Source organism: Seleniivibrio woodruffii (assembly GCF_029267515.1).
Taxonomy (GTDB): domain Bacteria; phylum Chrysiogenota; class Deferribacteres; order Deferribacterales; family Geovibrionaceae; genus Seleniivibrio; species Seleniivibrio woodruffii_A.
Map to the genome: position 1 here is coordinate 520,796 of NZ_JAJUIS010000001.1, position 17,880 is coordinate 538,675.

The window sequence follows — 17,880 nt, forward strand, 5'->3', positions numbered from 1 at the left end:
AACACATCCGTACTTTAATTTTCGGTTTTGGGGGAAAGATGAATATCAAAAGCATCAGGGCGAAATACTCGCTGTATTTCGGCATTCCGCTTATCTTTATTTTCCTTATACTTGCCTATTCCACCGGCGAAAAAGTGAAAAAAGAGATGCTGCTGGAATCCAGAGCCTCACTTGATGAGAACACGGCCGTTCTCGGCGAAACGGTAAATCTTTTTTACGCTCAGTCTATTGAGCTTGTCCGGTCCAACTTTTCAACCTTCCGCACTCTTCTTTACATGAAATCAGATTTTTCCATCGACAACGCGAACACGAAAACTGTCACTGCCGTTGACCAGAAGAGCGGCGAGGAATATTCCGTGACCATCCCCGCCATGTTGTATGCCGGCGAGGATATTTACGGCAATTTCGCACCTGTTGACGAAGCGGCAAAACGAGCGGACATAAAGGGGCTGACCGCAACAATTTTTCAGGTTATCGACAGCGGACTTCTGAGGGTATCCACGAACGTTATGAAAAAAGACGGCACCCGTGCCGTCGGAACGTTTATTCCGCAGGATTCTGCCGTTTATAAAACAGTGATGTCCGGCGAGACCTACAGAGGCAGAGCAAACGTCGTAGGAAAATGGTATTGGACTGTTTACGAGCCTATCAGGTCGGAGGAGCGTATAATCGGCGTTTTGTATGTCGGCATTTCGGAAGACGTTCTTCTTGATTCCATACGCACATCATTTGCAAAAATGAAGGTTGCCGAGACAGGATTCCCATTTATTTTCGATACCGAGGGCAACTATCTGGTGCATCCGCAGAAACAGGGGCAGAACGGACTGGACGAAAAGGATGCTGACGGTGTTGAATACATCAGAAAAATGATTGAAAACAAAAGCGGTGAGATAGAATATCAGGAGCTGAAAGACGGTAAGCAGGCAAAAAAACTGCTGAAATATTTCACTGTGGATAAGCTGGGCTGGGTTGTCGCCACAGGTTCTTTTGAAGATGAGTTTCTGTTATATCAGCAGAGAGTTATCAAGGGACTGGCGTTCATTCATGTCGGAGCCATTGTGACTCTGCTTCTCACAGTCATAATCGTTACGGGAATACTCGCCAGAGATCTTATCTTCCTGCGTAACAAAATGACCAACGAAAAAGACCTTACGAACCGCATTGAGCTGAACAGGGCGGACGAAGTTGGTCAACTGGCGTCATATCTGAATATTTTCATAGAGAATCTGCAAAGGATAATCATTCGGGTTAAAGAGAGCACAACAGACCTTTCAAGCATAAACAGCGAGCTTGCATCCACGATGGAGGAGTTTTCGGCGACATTCCGCATACAGACCGACGAGATAAGCGGTATAAATGCGGAGCTTTCCGCTGTGCGTGAACAGTCGGATGCGGTGGAAAGCAGTCTTGGCAGCATATCCGTTCAGACAGAGAACACAATATCAAAAACCAGAGACGGCGGTGTTAAGCTGGACAGGTCGCTGAGCGCCATTCAGGACATAAATACTCAGGTTGCAGAACTATCCGCAACGGTGGACAGGCTTTCGGAATCGTCAGGCGAGATAGGAAATATAATAAACGTTATCAGTGATATCGCGGATCAGACAAACCTGCTTGCTCTGAATGCTGCCATCGAAGCGGCAAGAGCCGGCGAGGCGGGCAGAGGTTTTGCAGTCGTCGCAGACGAAGTGAGGAAGCTGGCGGAGAAAACCCAGTCTGCAACCACGGAGATAGGTAAAATAATTACTGCTTTGCAGTCGGAGACAGTTACTGTGAACACCACCATGAAAGAGGCGGCACAGACTGTTACTGTTGGTGTTTCAACAATTACCGATGCCAAAATCACCTTTGATACCATCATCAACGCCATGGACGAGATTAAAAACGCGAACTCAGGCATGTCCGCATCCGTTACGGAGCAGACAAAGTCTATGAACGAGATAGGCGCGCGGCTTGAAAACGTTACAGACAGTATTAAACAGAGCTTCATTGCCGTTTCAAACGTCAACGATACGGTTGCACAGCTCCAGAAGGATTCATCGGAGCTGATGGCGCTGGCGAACGAATTTAAAACAGAATAAAAGTGTGTTAACATCTTTTTTATGTGTATAATCGGGTATAGTGTCAGGAGGACGTTATACCCGATCTTGATTATTTTCTGAAACACACAGAGATACCCTTTCTTGAGGGTGAATACAGCGGAACGGAGCTTGCGAGGCTGGCGAAGACAGGCTGTAAGGAAGGAAAACCGCCATTTTTCGCCCGTGTCAGTGGGTCTGAATTTCCTCTGCTGATAAACGCTTTTGCATCAATGAAACGGCTTGAGACGGCATGGGGTATGTCCTCAGACTCCATCGCGGAGCGCGCAAACCGCATATCGCGGGATATTACACGGCTTTCATTTACGGAACCCAGAGCATATGACACTCTTGAAGGTCTTGAGAGTCTGCCGCTGTGCAGATTTCACGAGGGCGATACGGCGGGGTCCATAAACCTTGGGTGTGTCATAACCGAACATAGCGGCATCTTTCACGGCGGCATTTACCGCATCGAGCCCATCGGACGGAAACGTGCTGTAATTCACTGCGCAGACAACAGCGGACTTGGAAAGACAATGGCGGAGGCGCACGGCGACGTGCCCGTTACGATAGCCGCCGGATGTTCACCTTTTCTCGTTTTCACCTGTGCGTGCAGTTTTCCATACGATTCGGATGCGCTGGGTCTCGCCTCTGCGCTCGGCGGGGTGAAATACATCCGCACGTCGGGCTTTCCCGTCCCCTCGGATACCCGCGTCATAATCCACGGAACCATCGGGCGTGAACGCGCAAAAGGCGGCAGATTCTTCAATCACACCGGAAAATATACCGAACCGAAAGATTTCCCCGTAGTCAATATAAAGTCCGTGCAGATGATGCGCGGCGGATTTCTTCAGACAATGATAACGGATATTCCGCCAACGGAGAACGTATATCTGGGGCAGGCGGCGGCGAGGGTGAATTTTCACCGTTTCCGCGAGGGCTATTCCGCCGTGCGCGACATCCGCCATCCGGAGGTGGGGGTATACGGACGGCTCTGCTTCGTTCTTGCGGACGGAATCAACGATATTCTGCTGAAAAGGCTGAAAAACGACCCGTTTTACGGGAAATTTTCCAAAATTTTCGTATTCGGCGATGATACTGACATCACCGATGTTTCGAACGTATTCTGGCGAATCGGCAACAGCCAGCGCTTCGGAAGGAACATCGACGGAAAGATATTCATCGTCTGATGTTTAACTTGCTTGTTTTTTCCCGCAGACTTCTTTAATATACTCTTATGTCTTGTTCTATTTCAATTTTAGGCGGTGTCGGCGAGATAGGCATGAATATGTATGTCTACGAGACCGAAAGCTCCGCTATTATTGTTGACTGCGGCGTAATGTTTGCCGACAGCAGCTTTCCCGGCATAGACTATGTCATTCCGGGGTTTGATTATATCGAGCAGATAAAGCATAAGCTGAAAGGGGTTTTCATAACCCACGGACACGAAGACCACGTTGGTGCCGTGCCCATACTTCTGCGTAAATATAATCTCCCCGTATACGGCGGGAGGCTGTCCCTTGGGATTCTGGCTGCCAAAGGGCGCGCCAGACACTGCCCTTTTGACCTTAATTTCATCGACCCCAGACAGACTGTTCAGACTGGATGTTTCAATGTTACCTTTCTGCCGGTGACCCATTCCATAAGCGACACATACGCGCTGCATATTGTCGCAGAGGATTTTTCCGCGCTCCACTGTTCCGATTTCAAGATAGACCAGACACCTGTCGGCGGCGAACCTTTCTGTCCTGCGGATTTCACCGCTCTGGCTGAAAAGGGGCTTACAGCTCTGCTGATTGATTCCACCAACGCCGAACGGGAGGGATTCACCCATTCCGAATCGTCAATCCGCGGCGACCTGCTGAAAATATTCCGCAACGCGACGGGGCGTATTTTCTTCACAACGTTCTCGTCAAACGTGGACAGGTTCAAACAGGTTTTCGACATAGCACGCGAGTGCGGACGAAAGGTTGTTCTCGAAGGAGCGGCGCTTGACAGGAACGTTTCCATAGCGGCGGATCTCGGACACGTTGAACTGCCCACGGACCTCATTGTGGATCTCAAAACCGCAAAGCGCATGGATCCGGAAAAGGTCTGTTTCATAATCACAGGCTGTCAGGGCGAAACGAACAGTACCCTTTACAGGGTCGTTTCCGGAGAACGCAAGGATCTCTCCGTTAAGGAGGGCGACCTTTTCGTCATATCCGCCCGCGTTATCCCCGGCAACGAAAAGAACCTTATAAATCTCGTTAATATGATATACAAATCAGGCGGCACCGTTGTTGACATCGGCAAGAACAGAATACACGTTTCCGGTCATGCCTCTCAGGAGGAGATAAAGCTGATGGTGAACTTCACCCGCCCGAAATACGTCATTCCCATACACGGCGAACCGATGCACCTTATCACCATGAAAAGGATGCTGAAGAGCATGTCCATGCTGGACAACGACAACGTGCTTATGCTTGAGGACGGGGATAAGATAAAATTCCACCGCGGCGGGTTCGAACGCAGAGACAAAATACCCGCGGGTAAGATTTTCATCGACCTGCGCGGTCACTTCTCAATGGACGAGGAGTCCGTTCGGGAGCGCAAACACCTGAGCCGCGACGGAGCGGTCACTGTTGTGCTTCGGAAAAACGCGGACGGAACTTTTGAACTGCCCCCTGTTGTGGAGACCGCCGGCTTTAAACCGGATGAAAAAAATCTGGCAAGGCTTCAGGATTTTCTGACGGAGCATATGCACGAATTTATTAATGCGGAAGATTATGACAATACGGAGATAAAGGACGGGCTGAGACGCCTGACAAAGCGGTATTTCAAAAAGACACTGGACAGAAGACCGCTGGTTATCCCTGTTGTTACGGAGAAATAAATGAGTTATTTGGATGCCATTATCTTGGGTATCGTTCAGGGGCTGACAGAGTTTCTTCCGGTCAGCAGTTCCGGACACCTCGTTATTGCACAGGCGCTTATGAAAGATTTTCAGCAGCCGGGGATGCTTTATGACACACTGCTGCACGGCGCCACTCTCGGCGCTGTTTTTGTGTATTTCCGCCACAGGATATTCGAGCTTCTCATAAGCCCTCTTGGGCTGGTGAACAACAGCTACAAAGTTATTTATTTTGAAAATAAAAGGTTTTTCTGGGGAATCATCATTGCGACAATACCCACGGGCATAATCGGTCTGGCGCTTGAAAAGAGCGTTGAGGGGATGTTCGCAACGCCTACTTTCGTCGGATATTTTCTGATAGTCACGTCAGTTATGCTGCTTATCTCGGACAGGTTTCACGGACAGAAGATGCTGTCCGCCGGAGCCGCGTTTATCATAGGCATTGTTCAGGGAATAGCTGTCCTTCCCGGAATTTCAAGGGCAGGATCCACCACTGCTGCAGGACTTTTTCTCGGAATAAAACGTTCCGAAATGGGAGAGTTTACTTTTCTCATGTCAATTCCTGCGATAATCGGTGCCATCATTTTGCAGTCGAGACATCTTGACGCTGTGCCCGACGGGCATGTGCCCATGTATATCACAGGAATGATCGCTGCGTTTATAACCGGACTTTTTGCAATAAATATTATGGTATACTTCATAAAAAGGGCTAATCTCAGGGCTTTTGCTCTGTATTGCCTGATAGTGGGAATCGTATCGATAGTATGGATATAGAAACCAAGAACATCAGAGCCGACATTATTTTTCTCGCCGCTCTGTTCCTGACGCTTTTTGCGGCGCTGGCTGTTTATTCACATTCGGAGTCCGACCCCGGATACACCTTCATAGTTTTTTCAAACTACGAACAGCATGTGTCCAACCTTTTCGGAAAAACCGGAGCCTATATAAGCGATATCCTTGCGACATTTTTCGGCTGGACGACGTTTCTTCTGCCCAGCGTGTTCATCTGGCTTACATACAGCGCGCATCTTCACCGCAAAGACAAAACTCTGAAATGGAAGCGTACGATTTTCCGTTTCATCCTTTTCCTGCTGCTGCTTTATCTGTTTTCAACTCTGTCCGGCTTTGTCGGCGGGACGGATTTCATCTTTTCCCAGAAACCTACCGGTGGTCTTTGGGGACTTTTTTCCGCTGATCTGTTTTCGTCCCTTGTTGGGCGCGTCGGCGGCGTTCTGGTGTGTATCTTCCTGATACTGCTCAATCTGCTTGCGCTCTTCCCCCGTGTTATCATCGGTTTTATCCGCGAGGGCGTAAATCTTCCGCAGATACCCGAACTGAAAAAGAAGAATACTTCAAGCCGCATTATTACGGAGGAAGAGGAACCGGACTACGGAGACTTCATGCCTGTTAAGAATATGCCTGCCGATGAACATTCGCCCATAGGCAACCTTAACAAGGCTGTCGGTGCGGACAAGGATGATGTTTACACCCCGCCTTCGAAGGTGACAGTGCCTGAGAAACCGGCAGTACAAACCATTCCGAAAGATGAAGAGGATCTTGGCAATCTCGAAAGCGTAGCCGTGTCGAAACCTAAGATAAAAGAACCTTTCAACCATATTAACATAAAAGAACCTGTGACTATGGAGCAGGTGCTGGGGAACTACACCGTCCCTCTTACGCTGCTGGACGAACCGAAAAAGGACAGCCGCGCCGAGACTCCTGAGGAGATGAAGGCGAAGGGTGAGCTTCTGCTCTCCAAACTGGCTGATTTCGGCGTTAACGGAAAAATACGCGAGATTCAGCCCGGACCCGTTGTAACCCAGTATGAATTCGAACCCGCACCCGGTGTCAAGATAAACAAGATTGCGAACCTGACAGACGATCTCGCCCTTGCGATGTCCGCCGTGAGCGTCCGGATCATCGCCCCGATCCCCGGCAAGTCCGTGGTGGGGATAGAGCTTCCCAATAAATACCGCGCCATGGTATCTCTAAGCGAGCTTCTTAAATCAAGAGAATACGCGAACAGCGGTTCACCCCTTACATTCGCCATGGGCAAGGATATCGCGGGGAAGGGTTATGTCAGTGACCTTGCCACCATGCCGCACCTGCTTGTCGCGGGAACCACAGGAAGCGGAAAGTCCGTAGCGGTGAACACCCTTATATGCTCAATTATTTTCAAAGCCTCTCCGGACAAGGTCAAATTTATCATGGTTGACCCAAAGATGGTGGAGCTTTCAGTTTACGACGATATTCCACACCTTGCCGCGCCAGTCGTCACAGACCCCCGCAAGGCTGCGAACGTGCTCAAGAACGTTGTTGAGGAAATGGAGAACAGATACTCTGCCCTCGCGTCACTTAAAGTGCGCAACATAGATTCATACAATATGAGAGCGGAGAACGATCCGGAACTGCCGAAAATGCCATATCTCGTGGTTATCGTGGACGAGTTCGCCGACCTTATGCTGGTTTCCGGAAAAGAGGTTGAACAGTCCATAATCCGTATAGCCCAGATGGCGCGTGCGGTTGGCATACACCTTGTTCTGGCGACACAGCGACCGTCTGTAAACGTCATCACAGGCATCATTAAAGCGAACATGCCTGCGAGATTGTCGTTCAGGGTTTCTTCAAAGATAGATTCCAGAACCATTCTGGACACCGGAGGCGCGGAAGTGCTTCTGGGTAAAGGCGACAGCCTTTTCATACCCCCGGGCATGAGCGACTGTACCCGTGTGCACGGATGTTTTGTGTCAGACGAGGAGGTCGGGCGCATTGTGGATCACCTCAAATCACTCGGCAAGCCCGAATACAACATGGATCTTGTCCGCGAACAGACTATAGATGCCGACGACGTTGACGACGGTGAAATGGATGAAAAATATCAGGAAGCTCTGGAACTCGTTCGCCAGAAGGGTTTCGCTTCAATATCGATGATACAGAGATATCTGCGCATTGGGTACAACAGGGCGGCGCGTATTGTGGAAATAATGGAGAAACAGGGTATCGTAGCCCCCAGCGACGGTACTTCAAAGCCCAGAGAACTTCTGATTAAGGACTAGGAGGTCGGTATGCCGGACATCAGCACAACCTATATGGGAATCAAACTGAAAAGCCCTGTGGTGGCCGCAAGCAGCACACTGACAAAGGATATCGACAACCTGAAAAAAGCTGAGGAGGCGGGTGCCGGTGCCGTTATTCTGAAATCACTGTTCGAAGAGGAAATTCGTCAGGACAGCGGACTGGACATCGATACGGCTTTTCACAGCGAGGCATACGACTATATGTCCGCCGATGCCGCCATGGTCTATGGTGCCGGGGAATACCTTGAACTGGTGTGTAAAGCCGTTAAAGCAGTTTCGATACCGGTTATCGCCAGCGTAAACTGCGAGGGCGGAAAATGGTGGGCGGAATACGCAAAATCCATTGAGGAGGCGGGTGCCCACGGCATAGAGCTCAATATCTCTTTCATGCCGTTCGACGCGGGTATATCCTCCCAGGAAGCTGAATCAAGATATTTTGAAGTGGTTCATGAAGTAAAAAAGACGGTGAAGATTCCTGTCGCGGTTAAAATAGGGCAGAATATTACCGCAGTTCCTTACATGGTGCGCAGACTCCACAGCGCCGGAGCATCAGCTGTGACGCTCTTCAACAGATACTATCAAATGAAGATAAACACGAAGACCCTTGAGCTTGAACCGGTACACTATTTTTCACAGGAGAGCGAAGCATACAGCGTTATCCGCTGGGTCGCCGCCGTTGCCAAGGAATCTTCAATAGACATTTCAGCATCCACAGGCGTACACAATGCTGACGTCCTTACACAGTACATCCTTGCGGGGGCATCCACCGTTCAGGTGGCCTCGATGCTGTATAAAAAGGGATTTTCAGCCGTAACAGAGCTTAATCAGGGGCTTGGAAAGTGGCTGGATGAACACGGCATGAATCTTGAAGACGCAGTCGGGCTTGTTCTGCGCAAAAAGATAAGACAGTTTCAGACCCTTGAGAGGGTTCAGTATATAAAAATTGCGGACGGAAGCATCATCAGATAATCAGGCGAACAGATCCAGCCCGATAGCTTTTGCTATATTGCCGAGAGTTGTACTTTTAACATCTTCGACAGCGTCCTCTGCATCGTTCTTAACCTTTGTTTTGACTGATTCAATGTCGCTTTTAACACTGCCTTTTAAGTCTGAGACCGCATTATTCACATCATGCCTGATCTGCTTTTGTGCCGACTGGACATCACTTTTTATCTGTTGTGCCGAGTTTGAAAGACCGCTTGTCAGAGTTATAGAAGACATTATTCACCTCGAAATTATGCAAGAATGTTTATGGACGCGGTTTTTATTACATCCTCTGTAAATGACTCCAGTGCTGATTCGGATTCCTCAGATTTTTCAGGAGGAAATGGCCAGACAGGTTGAAAAAAATCTTCAACAGCCTGAAAGAATCCGCCTTCGGACTGAGTTTTAGATGCGGTTCGTGAGCCTGATGTCTGGGTTATAACCGGATTGTTGAGGTTTGAGCCTGATGTTATGCGCATAAAATTCTCCGCTTATCAGCATATCGGAATTTTATGTATTAACGTTATGTATTCTGAATGGTGTTAATATGTATTATATGTGTGGTTGTTCTGCATCGGACAGAAGCATTACAAAATAACCCGCGGTCACGCAAGTATATCTATCATAGATCCTTTCATAGCTCCCTGTGCCGCATTGTTTGCACCCTGCGCCGCATCGAGAGGGGCAAGAACCGAAAGTCCTGCCTTCTGGCTGTCCAGAGCCATTTTCATGACCTTTATACTTGCCGCATACTGTGTTTCCGCCGCCTTCATGTCGCTGGCTGCTGATGCTATTCCTGCTAAGTCCATAAAAAACTCCTATGTTTATATATCGGCGAAAAAAACATAAACTTTACATGATTATGGTTGTGATTTTAACTATTTTGATTAGGCGAAAGACTATAATTAGTCTGACAAAACATTTGAAATTATCATGACATTTGTTATAATCAGCCACCGACGTTTTCCAAGGAGTGAGATTAATGAGAAAGTTATCCTTTATTATGCTCGCGCTGCTCATATGTGCTGTTGCGCACGCGGAGATAAGGCTTGGCGGTCTTTTCTCTGTTACAGGACCAACCAGCTTCCTCGGTATGCCAGAAAAGCAGACACTTGAGATGCTTGTTGACGAAGTGAACAAACAGGGCGGTATCAAAGGCGAAAAGATAAAACTTTTCATCTACGATACGCAGGGTGACGAGAACGTTACCATAAACGCCTTTAAAAGGCTCGCCACAATAGACAAGGTTGTCGCCGTTATCGGACCCTCAAGAACCGGCGAAGCTCTGGCAATTAAAAATCTCGCGGTTAAGTTTAAAGTGCCGATGATTTCATGTGCAGCAAGCCTTGATATTGTCACTCCCGTGAATAAATATCTGTATAAAACACCCCAGTCCGACACTCAGGTTGCCGAAAAGCTGCTTGAATATCTCGCTGCAAAAAAGAAAAAGAATATCGCTCTTATCACCGAACAGAGCGGCTACGGCTCAACAGGCAGGGACGCTGTTCTCGATATCGCTAAAAAATACAGAATGAATATCGTTGCCGATGAAAAATTCCGCGACAAAGATAAAGACATGACTTCTCAGCTTTCTAACATCAAAGGGAAGAAGTACGATGCCGTTATCTGCTGGGCTGCAGGTGCAGCACCCGCGATTATCGCCAGAAATGCCCAGCAGCTCGGCATGGGCGACCTGTATATGACACAGGGTGTTGCTTCCATGAAGTTTATTGAACTTGCCGGTGATGCCGCAAACGGTATAAAGCTCACAGCGGGCAGAATTGTCGTTGCGGATCAGCTCCCTGATACTGACAAATTCAAAAAGACCCTTATGAAATATAAAAACGATTTCGAGTCAAACTTTAAATCTCCCGTATCTGCTTTCGGCGGACACGCGTACGACGCTTTCATGCTGTTCAAGGCTGCTTATTCTAAAGCAGGTTCAGGCGGCGACAAGCTGGCGAATGAGCTTGAGAAAGTGAAAAAGATGATAGGTATAGCCGGAGAATTCAACATGTCTCCCGCGGACCACACAGGGCTTACAAAAGATTCGTTCGTAATAGTTGAGATAAAGAATAAAGACTTTGTGCTTGCCAATTAAAAACTTATTGACTGTAATAAAAAGATAGGGTATATAAACATCCCTATCTTACGGCGGTGTAGCTCAGATGGTTAGAGCATGCGGCTCATATCCGCAGTGTCCGGGGTTCAATTCCCTGCACCGCCATACAATAAGCATTTCAGGGCTTCCGGAGAAATCCGCGAAGCCCTTTTTAATTCAGCCTTTCAGCTAGTTTGAGTTCCAGTAAGTACCAGTACTATTCTATGAAATCTCGATATGTTTGACGGTATAAAAGACGGTATGTTATACTTGTGTTAGAGCTTGTACCGTCAAAATCTAAAAACTATATGCCTTTAGGATGTTATGTGTGACGGTATAAAATATTCTGCTATGGAGATACCGTCATGGCAACTACAAATACAGCCATCTGTAACGCAAAATATACCGATAAACCCTACAAAATCACTGACGAAAAGGGAATGTATATTCTGGTTAATGCCTCTGGAAAGTATTTCAGGTTTGATTACAGGTATGCAGGTAAAAGACAAACATTAGCAATCGGTGTTTATCCTGAAGTATCTTTAAAAGAAGCCAGAGAGAAGAGAGACGAAGCAAGGAAGCAGGTTAAAAATGGAATAGACCCTAACGAACTTAAAAAGGCAAAGAAACATAATTTAATCTGCGAAGCAGGAGACTGTTTTGAGGCGATGGCTCTTGAATGGCATACAAAAAATAAACCTAGATGGAAAGAAAGCACTGCCAAGCGGAATTGGAGAACATTAGAGAAAGATATTATTCCATATATCGGTAATAGACCCATAAAACAGATAACAGCTCAAGAGCTTTTAGCTGTGCTTAGAAAGATTGAGGAAAGGGACAAGGTTGATTCTGCCCACAGGGCAAAAATTTTGTGTAATGGTGTTTATTCCTATGCAGTAGCAAGCATTAGAGCAGATAGAAATATTGTTAAAGATTTGGACGGAGCTTTAACAGCAAGAAGCACAAAGAACATGGCTGCTTTAACAGATACAAAAGAGATTGGAGGGCTTCTTAGGGCGATAGATGGCTTTAGAGGTGAATTTAATACTAAGTGTGCTTTGCGCCTTTCTGCATACGTTTTCTTACGTCCGGGTGAATTAAGACAGGCTGAATGGTCTGAAATAGACTTTGATAAAAAAATATGGAAGATTCCTGCGGATAAGATGAAAATGAGCCGTCCGCATATTGTACCGTTGTCAAGGCAGGCAATGGAGATATTGAAAGAGATATACCCTCTGACAGGTAAATGGCAGTATGTTTTTCCTTCTGTTAGAGGAAAAGACAGACCCATGAGCAATAATACTGTTCTGTCGGCTCTGCGGAGAATGGGTTATACAAAAGATGAAATGACTGCACACGGATTTAGGCGTATTGCATCTACACTTTTATATGAAAACGGATGGGAGAGTGCAGTTGTTGAGATGCAACTTGCCCATGCCGAAAGGAACAAGGTAAAGGCTGCATATAATCATGCAGAATATCTGGAAAGAAGAACTGAAATGATGCAGTGGTTGGCTGATTATCTGGATGGTTTGAAAAAGGGATAATCATGGAACAGACAGCAAAGGATATGATGGCATATTTTTGGAATAAAATTATTTCTTATGAAAAATGCCGTTATGAAGAATATTATGCCCGTAATATTAAAAACTTACCTCAAGATATTGACAATGTAACTGAAAAAGGCTTGGAGTTGGCAAAATTTATTATAAAGATTTTCCCTACACCAACAATAGAGCCAACAGAAGAATCATTGCCACATCCTGACAAAAAGAGGGCTGACAGTACTGTTGCTAAGTTGTTAAGCGGTGAAGAGACCTCTCTCAATTCAGATTTAGTTGCTGTAGGGTGTATCAATGACCCAAGACTAATTCAGGTTGCAGCGAGCCGGATGAGTGAGATTAAATATGTTTATATCGGTATGCAAAAATTATTGAAAATATATAAAAAGAAAACCCCTGAAGGTATAATTTCAAAACAAGTTTATTTGCGACCAGAAGAAATTATGACAATGGCTTTGGAGCGGTTGTATAATTTGCCCGAAGAAATTTTTTCTGATGTATATAGTGTGTTATCAATTATGAAAAAACCACCAAAACAAGGTAAAGATAAAAACCCATTTATTTCATATCGCCAATATTTAGCTGTTTGGGCTTTAAAAGCATTTTTTAACATAAATCCAGATAGAAATCAGGCAGCAGACATAAAATTTTCTGGATGTGATATAGTCGCAGAAGCAGACGGGTCAACATATGAAGGCATAAGAAAGGCTTGGTATGGAAATCACCCATTCGGTTTGTATCATCTTTATGAATTAGATGAGTTTGAATATCTATGTAGGAAATTAAAGATTAGAGATTACGGGTAAGTAGTGTAACTGGTTTATATTGTTATCTAATTTTGTTGTTTGTCAAAAACGTCCAACCTAGCATACGACCTTTTATGAGTCTCCAATTATTATTACTGAAAATAACAAATGGGAGGCGCAAATGGCGTACCAATTATTAAGACGTAACGATGTCGAAGAACTCACGGGGCTTTCAAGAAGTGCAATCTATCAGAAAATGCAACAGGGTGATTTTCCTAAACAGATTAAACTTGGGGAAAGAACAGTTGCATGGCTTGAGACTGATGTAACTCAGTGGATTGAATCAAAAATTACTGCAAGCAGGGGGAACTAATGAGTACACCTGCAAATAATCAGAAGAAATTTAAAATTCCAAGTGGTCTTTTCAAAAATGCAGAAATGTCAGCTATTGACTTTGAAACTGGTTTGTTAAACAGGCTCAAGCAAGTTAATGGTAACATGGTTAGTATTGAAAAAAAGAGTGCCTATCAGACCAACTATGTTTTTAAAGTGCCGGGAAATAAGTACGCAATCATTGCTGTTTACAAAAAAGGAATAAGAAATATCACGGTTACTTATAACATTTGGTACTCAACCTATTTTGTAAGTTACAAAATGGCAGAGTCCGTTATCAAAGGGAAAGACATCACCAAGACTTTCAGTCCAGAACATAGTGTCAAACCTGACAGGGTTTCAGAATGAAGATTTCAGATAAACAAAAAAATTTGACATTCTGGTTGCCGGGCAGGAAAAGGACAGATTATATTTTGTCGGCTATGTACACCCCTATACACCCCCCTTTTTCTAATAAGGGGGGTATACCTTGTAAAGGTGCTTGATGAAAATAGTGAATTATGGAATTGATAGAATTAAATTCTCATTGTCTGACTATAGCTTAAAAGATGATGGACGTTTCGGCTCAGAATATTGTTTTACTAATACAAGCCGTGGCTTTGATTGGTATAAAGGTGCATTAGGTGCTATAGGATTTTCAAAAAATAGTAAGTATTGCATTGTTGAGCTTTATGCCCTGCATTTTATTAAAAGCCATAAAGGATTCATAGATTTGGAATTAAAACTGAAAAATTTTCTGAATCAGTATTTTCAAAGCCATTCTGAAATCAAAATAACACGCATTGATGTTTATATTGATGTTGAGGGTGATGTGGTATACCCCCTAAGAAAGGCAGACTACAGCGGGAGAACTAAAATAGACATGTTTGATGCTAGAAAAGATGATGTTGAAATTGGAGGTTCATATCTGAACGCTGAGTCAAGAATATGGACAGTGAGGCGATATGATAAAACCGCTGAAATAATTAAGAAGAAAATTCAACACAGATATTCTGATACTTACATGACCGGAGTAATAAGAACTGAAATTTCATATAGTAAGGGTTGTTTGAAAGAATTAAACAACAGGTCTGTTTGTGGGGCTTTTGCTTACATTGTTGGACACCTTAATAAGCTAAATCAGCCTGAAATAGCAAAATTGACAAGTTTGATTGAAAAAGAGCTTCAGCCCGGTAGGGTAGAATATAAAGCACCAAAAGGTAATTATTCTGGCAAAAGGATTAGAGCTGAAATATTGAAACGGACAGAAAACCTTCAGGCTGAGTATATCGCTTTGGGTGGAACGCAAACAGAGTTAATCACAAACTTGATTCGGGCAAATAATAAATGAATTTCTAGACACCACATAGAGATGAATTATCAGAATTTATAAACTTCTTTTCGGTGGGCGATGTGCAGGGCAAGAATGACAAGCTCATTATCTTGTATGTCGCAGATAATGCGATAGTCGCCCACTCTATAACGCCAAAATTGACACATTGAGCCAGTTAATTGCTTTCCTAATGACTTTGGATTGTCTGATGCGGAAAGTCGCTCACGAAGGAATTTAACGATTCTGGCAGCAGTTTGTTTTTCCAGTTTTGACAGTTCTTTTTCCGCAGTTTTGGTTAGTTTGATTTTATAAGCCAAGACGCTTTTCAACCTCTTCCAGAGTGGATATGTCCTCTTTACCTTCCAGAACTCTGCGGTAAACAGTTTCTGCTGTGTAGAGGTCTTCTAAGTCTTCCAGATAGTTTTCTATCGCTTCACGGACATAGTAGCTTTTGGGTCTGCCTGTCTGCTCTGCAAGGGCTGTAAGCCTGTTATCTATTTCATCGGGCAATCTGACGGTAAGCATGTTTTCACCTCATGCTTGTATTATATGTAATACAAAATGTTCGGCAATAGAAATGATGAAATGAACGTGTAAAAGTTGCTTTAATAATCCTTACATAAATGATTCTTTTGCTGAAGCATTTCATTAAACATCTTTTGTCTTTGGTCATATTCAAACATATCTCGCAATATATCTGCATTACGATAGGTTGGGGATAATTCCATGTTTCTCTTTATTCTTAATTGTTCTTCATGCAGATAAAGCAGATTAAATCTATTCTGAATTTCACCAAATTCATCTTTGATTGTAATAAAATACATAATTCACCTCATAAGAGTAAATATATCCAGTGAGAGAATAAGTGCAATGTTACGAGGGTAGTTCGGAATTTGTTACGACAGTATCTGACGCTTGCTTAGGTTAAATTATTATCTGGTTTCTTCGATAGAGCATATAAGCTCTTGCAGAGAGATTTGAAGACCTGAAGCTAGTTTTTGTAACGTGGATAAGGTGGGAGAAGACGGGTTCTGACCTTCTAATTTTTGTAAATATTTGTAGTCAATGCCTGATAACTCCGCAAGTCCCTCTTGGGTTAATCCTTTAGAGGTGCGAAGGTTTCTCAATGTTTTGGCAAATCTGATGTTAATATCTTCCATTTACAGATATTGCGAAATTGTTTAGAATTTAAACACCGTATATGTGCGGTTGCTAATGAAAATTAGTTTTCAATTTGATATTTAGAGCCTTGATGGTATTATTAAAACGAGGTGGATATATGTGCAAAATTGCGAGAACAATAGTATTGCTTAGTTTTGTTATTTTAATTGCCGGATGTGCTTCAACTCCCCCCGGCAATCCAATTACGAATATTGACTTTTATCATGATATAAACAAAAGGACTGGTATTCAGGAATTACGTTTACCTCCGTTGGGTACGAAGATGACTAGAAATATTGGTGAAAGTTTGTATGAGCAACTTCGGCAATTTGAGTATGACACATATACTGTTGTGTTGGATGGAGATACGGAAGCAAGACTGCACGACACCACTATTAAGACAAATGGTGATAGAAGCAGTTATCCGTTGTATGCTTGGAGTAGCAATAAGCTAAAGGCTTTTTGTATTGGAAATGTTGTTATTGGATTCGCAAGTGTTGAAAGGCGTAATGCCTGTTTGATAGACACCGATAATGACGGATATTTTGACAAAGCAGCATATGGTAATAATGACCATTTGTATCCTCTTCAGAATACAGTTCGGTATATTTTAATCCCAAAACCACCAACGCTTGGACAAGATTATTTTAGGTATCTAGTGCTTTATCAAGGTAAGGTTGCTAATTCCATCAAATTATCTTTTAGAGAATTTAAAGATGATTATGCTAGACCTGCTTTTACGCAAGATATTCAATATGAGCTTAATGGAAAAGGTGATACTGAGATTGGGTTTAAAGGATTAAGAATATTGGTGCATAATGCGTCTAATACCTCAATAACATACACTGTTATAGACGGGTTATAAGTAAATATATCCAATTTTAAAGAGGTAATTATGACTAATGTTCGTATAAAACAAATATTGGATATGCTAGATTCCGCTGGTGAGCAACTAATGTCCATACCTGATGATATGTTCTTGAGTATTAATCCTGTTGACAATAAAGAACTTGAGAAGGTGCAGCTTATTGTAAAATTTAACGATAGCTTGGAGACTTTTTCAAATGTAGCCTCTGAAGTTAAAGAACAAATAAAGTCATTTTTTTTAATTGACCCAGAAAATGAAGATATTGAAAGAGAGAGTTCAAATGGTAAAAAAGGTGAGCGGATTATTAAGGAACTTGATAAATCAGAATCACATTCCATAGATGAAGATTTCACATTTAAGCGACCTTATGGCTTTGTTTTTGATGATGTAGCTTGCAAGGGACTTAAAACATGGAAAAGTTTGTATATTCAGTTGTTGAAAGAGCTTAATAATAAAAATCCCGATTTATTTGCAAGGTTACCTTTGGATGAAAACTTTGTTAGTGAAAGGGGGAATAAAATATTCTCTGCCAATACTGAAGAACTTAGAAAACCTGAAGAACTATTTCCAAACATTTTTGTTGAAACTAATTATTCTGCAAAAGGAATTATTGAGAACATCAAAAGAATTTTATTGTATTTCGATATTCAGGTGAATGATTTCAAAATATATCTCAGAGAAGACCGTAATGCGTAATTGCGTATA

Annotated in this window: 20 protein-coding genes and 1 tRNA gene; 15 read left to right on the top strand and 6 right to left on the bottom strand. The window is 43.8% G+C overall.

What is annotated here, in order from left to right:
- The first annotated feature begins 38 nt into the window (after window positions 1–38).
- From Q7P67_RS02385 to Q7P67_RS02410, 6 genes are all read left to right on the top strand, one after another.
- Entirely contained in the window at window positions 39–2,081 is a 2,043-nt protein-coding gene (locus Q7P67_RS02385) for a methyl-accepting chemotaxis protein (protein ID WP_303850284.1), read from the top strand.
- A 137-nt stretch (window positions 2,082–2,218) separates the two neighbouring features.
- Window positions 2,219–3,268 (top strand): UbiD family decarboxylase, encoded by a 1,050-nt coding sequence (locus Q7P67_RS02390; RefSeq protein WP_303850318.1) that lies wholly within the window; start codon window positions 2,219–2,221, stop codon window positions 3,266–3,268.
- A gap of 47 nt (window positions 3,269–3,315) precedes the next feature.
- Complete coding sequence (locus Q7P67_RS02395; RefSeq protein ID WP_303850285.1) at window positions 3,316–4,953, top strand: ribonuclease J; 1,638 nt, start codon at window positions 3,316–3,318, stop codon at window positions 4,951–4,953.
- On the top strand, window positions 4,954–5,745 hold the full coding sequence (locus Q7P67_RS02400) for an undecaprenyl-diphosphate phosphatase (RefSeq protein WP_303850286.1): 792 nt from the start codon (window positions 4,954–4,956) through the stop codon (window positions 5,743–5,745). It abuts the gene before it with no gap.
- Window positions 5,736–8,027 (top strand): DNA translocase FtsK, encoded by a 2,292-nt coding sequence (locus tag Q7P67_RS02405; protein WP_303850287.1) that lies wholly within the window; start codon window positions 5,736–5,738, stop codon window positions 8,025–8,027. The genes Q7P67_RS02400 and Q7P67_RS02405 overlap by 10 nt, the downstream gene beginning before the upstream one ends.
- A 9-nt stretch (window positions 8,028–8,036) precedes the next feature.
- Window positions 8,037–9,017 carry a dihydroorotate dehydrogenase-like protein gene (locus Q7P67_RS02410; RefSeq protein ID WP_303850288.1) on the top strand — a complete coding sequence of 327 codons (981 nt, stop codon included), beginning with the start codon at window positions 8,037–8,039 and terminating at the stop codon, window positions 9,015–9,017.
- Here Q7P67_RS02410 and Q7P67_RS02415 read toward each other — a convergent pair whose 3' ends face one another.
- The 3 genes from Q7P67_RS02415 to Q7P67_RS02425 all read right to left on the bottom strand — a co-directional run bounded on the left by Q7P67_RS02415 (window position 9,018) and on the right by Q7P67_RS02425 (window position 9,841).
- The gene (locus tag Q7P67_RS02415) at window positions 9,018–9,269 is read right to left on the bottom strand and encodes a hypothetical protein (protein WP_303850289.1); all 252 of its coding nucleotides are present in this window, start codon (window positions 9,267–9,269) and stop codon (window positions 9,018–9,020) included.
- 14 nt (window positions 9,270–9,283) lie between these two features.
- Window positions 9,284–9,511, bottom strand: a complete 228-nt coding sequence (locus Q7P67_RS02420; protein ID WP_303850290.1) for a hypothetical protein — start codon at window positions 9,509–9,511, stop codon at window positions 9,284–9,286.
- Window positions 9,512–9,637: 126 nt separating this feature from the next.
- On the bottom strand, window positions 9,638–9,841 hold the full coding sequence (locus Q7P67_RS02425) for a putative motility protein (RefSeq protein WP_303850291.1): 204 nt from the start codon (window positions 9,839–9,841) through the stop codon (window positions 9,638–9,640).
- 173 nt (window positions 9,842–10,014) lie between these two features.
- On the opposite strand from Q7P67_RS02425, the gene Q7P67_RS02430 reads away from it, so the two are divergent.
- The 7 genes from Q7P67_RS02430 to Q7P67_RS02460 all read left to right on the top strand — a co-directional run bounded on the left by Q7P67_RS02430 (window position 10,015) and on the right by Q7P67_RS02460 (window position 15,164).
- Window positions 10,015–11,133, top strand: a complete 1,119-nt coding sequence (locus tag Q7P67_RS02430) for an ABC transporter substrate-binding protein (RefSeq protein ID WP_303850292.1) — start codon at window positions 10,015–10,017, stop codon at window positions 11,131–11,133.
- 52 nt (window positions 11,134–11,185) lie between these two features.
- Window positions 11,186–11,259, top strand: a tRNA-Met gene (locus Q7P67_RS02435).
- A gap of 239 nt (window positions 11,260–11,498) precedes the next feature.
- Window positions 11,499–12,680, top strand: coding sequence for a tyrosine-type recombinase/integrase (locus Q7P67_RS02440; protein WP_303850293.1), 1,182 nt, complete (start codon window positions 11,499–11,501; stop codon window positions 12,678–12,680).
- 2 nt (window positions 12,681–12,682) lie between these two features.
- Window positions 12,683–13,501, top strand: coding sequence for a hypothetical protein (locus Q7P67_RS02445; RefSeq protein WP_303850294.1), 819 nt, complete (start codon window positions 12,683–12,685; stop codon window positions 13,499–13,501).
- Between the two features lie 121 nt (window positions 13,502–13,622).
- On the top strand, window positions 13,623–13,814 hold the full coding sequence (locus tag Q7P67_RS02450) for an AlpA family transcriptional regulator (protein WP_303850295.1): 192 nt from the start codon (window positions 13,623–13,625) through the stop codon (window positions 13,812–13,814).
- Window positions 13,814–14,182 carry a hypothetical protein gene (locus Q7P67_RS02455; protein ID WP_303850296.1) on the top strand — a complete coding sequence of 123 codons (369 nt, stop codon included), beginning with the start codon at window positions 13,814–13,816 and terminating at the stop codon, window positions 14,180–14,182. The genes Q7P67_RS02450 and Q7P67_RS02455 overlap by 1 nt, the downstream gene beginning before the upstream one ends.
- Before the next feature lie 136 nt (window positions 14,183–14,318).
- Window positions 14,319–15,164 carry a hypothetical protein gene (locus Q7P67_RS02460; RefSeq protein ID WP_303850297.1) on the top strand — a complete coding sequence of 282 codons (846 nt, stop codon included), beginning with the start codon at window positions 14,319–14,321 and terminating at the stop codon, window positions 15,162–15,164.
- A 29-nt stretch (window positions 15,165–15,193) separates the two neighbouring features.
- Here Q7P67_RS02460 and Q7P67_RS02465 read toward each other — a convergent pair whose 3' ends face one another.
- The 3 genes from Q7P67_RS02465 to Q7P67_RS02475 form a co-directional block, all read right to left on the bottom strand.
- Entirely contained in the window at window positions 15,194–15,463 is a 270-nt protein-coding gene (locus tag Q7P67_RS02465; RefSeq protein ID WP_303850298.1) for a type II toxin-antitoxin system RelE/ParE family toxin, read from the bottom strand.
- Window positions 15,453–15,671, bottom strand: a complete 219-nt coding sequence (locus Q7P67_RS02470) for a DUF6290 family protein (protein ID WP_303850299.1) — start codon at window positions 15,669–15,671, stop codon at window positions 15,453–15,455. Before Q7P67_RS02470 ends, Q7P67_RS02465 begins: the two co-directional genes overlap by 11 nt.
- 407 nt (window positions 15,672–16,078) lie before the next feature.
- Entirely contained in the window at window positions 16,079–16,306 is a 228-nt protein-coding gene (locus Q7P67_RS02475; protein WP_303850300.1) for a helix-turn-helix domain-containing protein, read from the bottom strand.
- A gap of 119 nt (window positions 16,307–16,425) precedes the next feature.
- Here Q7P67_RS02475 and Q7P67_RS02480 point away from each other — a divergent pair, with 119 nt between their 5' ends.
- Together Q7P67_RS02480 and Q7P67_RS02485 are read left to right on the top strand one after the other, a co-directional pair.
- Complete coding sequence (locus Q7P67_RS02480; RefSeq protein ID WP_303850301.1) at window positions 16,426–17,172, top strand: hypothetical protein; 747 nt, start codon at window positions 16,426–16,428, stop codon at window positions 17,170–17,172.
- Between the two features lie 30 nt (window positions 17,173–17,202).
- Window positions 17,203–17,871, top strand: a complete 669-nt coding sequence (locus tag Q7P67_RS02485; protein ID WP_303850302.1) for a hypothetical protein — start codon at window positions 17,203–17,205, stop codon at window positions 17,869–17,871.
- Window positions 17,872–17,880: the final 9 nt, after the last annotated feature.

Excerpts from the sequence above, each read along its gene's own strand:
- Q7P67_RS02385 (WP_303850284.1), top strand. The coding sequence starts at position 39 with ATGAATATCAAAAGCATCAGGGCGAAATACTCGCTGTATTTCGGCATT.
- Q7P67_RS02395 (WP_303850285.1), top strand. The coding sequence starts at position 3,316 with ATGTCTTGTTCTATTTCAATTTTAGGCGGTGTCGGCGAGATAGGCATG.
- Q7P67_RS02400 (WP_303850286.1), top strand. The coding sequence starts at position 4,954 with ATGAGTTATTTGGATGCCATTATCTTGGGTATCGTTCAGGGGCTGACA.
- Q7P67_RS02405 (WP_303850287.1), top strand. The coding sequence starts at position 5,736 with ATGGATATAGAAACCAAGAACATCAGAGCCGACATTATTTTTCTCGCC.
- Q7P67_RS02410 (WP_303850288.1), top strand. The coding sequence starts at position 8,037 with ATGCCGGACATCAGCACAACCTATATGGGAATCAAACTGAAAAGCCCT.
- Q7P67_RS02415 (WP_303850289.1), bottom strand. The coding sequence starts at position 9,269 with ATGTCTTCTATAACTCTGACAAGCGGTCTTTCAAACTCGGCACAACAG.
- Q7P67_RS02420 (WP_303850290.1), bottom strand. The coding sequence starts at position 9,511 with ATGCGCATAACATCAGGCTCAAACCTCAACAATCCGGTTATAACCCAG.
- Q7P67_RS02425 (WP_303850291.1), bottom strand. The coding sequence starts at position 9,841 with ATGGACTTAGCAGGAATAGCATCAGCAGCCAGCGACATGAAGGCGGCG.
- Q7P67_RS02430 (WP_303850292.1), top strand. The coding sequence starts at position 10,015 with ATGAGAAAGTTATCCTTTATTATGCTCGCGCTGCTCATATGTGCTGTT.
- Q7P67_RS02440 (WP_303850293.1), top strand. The coding sequence starts at position 11,499 with ATGGCAACTACAAATACAGCCATCTGTAACGCAAAATATACCGATAAA.
- Q7P67_RS02445 (WP_303850294.1), top strand. The coding sequence starts at position 12,683 with ATGGAACAGACAGCAAAGGATATGATGGCATATTTTTGGAATAAAATT.
- Q7P67_RS02450 (WP_303850295.1), top strand. The coding sequence starts at position 13,623 with ATGGCGTACCAATTATTAAGACGTAACGATGTCGAAGAACTCACGGGG.
- Q7P67_RS02455 (WP_303850296.1), top strand. The coding sequence starts at position 13,814 with ATGAGTACACCTGCAAATAATCAGAAGAAATTTAAAATTCCAAGTGGT.
- Q7P67_RS02460 (WP_303850297.1), top strand. The coding sequence starts at position 14,319 with ATGAAAATAGTGAATTATGGAATTGATAGAATTAAATTCTCATTGTCT.
- Q7P67_RS02470 (WP_303850299.1), bottom strand. The coding sequence starts at position 15,671 with ATGCTTACCGTCAGATTGCCCGATGAAATAGATAACAGGCTTACAGCC.
- Q7P67_RS02475 (WP_303850300.1), bottom strand. The coding sequence starts at position 16,306 with ATGGAAGATATTAACATCAGATTTGCCAAAACATTGAGAAACCTTCGC.
- Q7P67_RS02480 (WP_303850301.1), top strand. The coding sequence starts at position 16,426 with ATGTGCAAAATTGCGAGAACAATAGTATTGCTTAGTTTTGTTATTTTA.
- Q7P67_RS02485 (WP_303850302.1), top strand. The coding sequence starts at position 17,203 with ATGACTAATGTTCGTATAAAACAAATATTGGATATGCTAGATTCCGCT.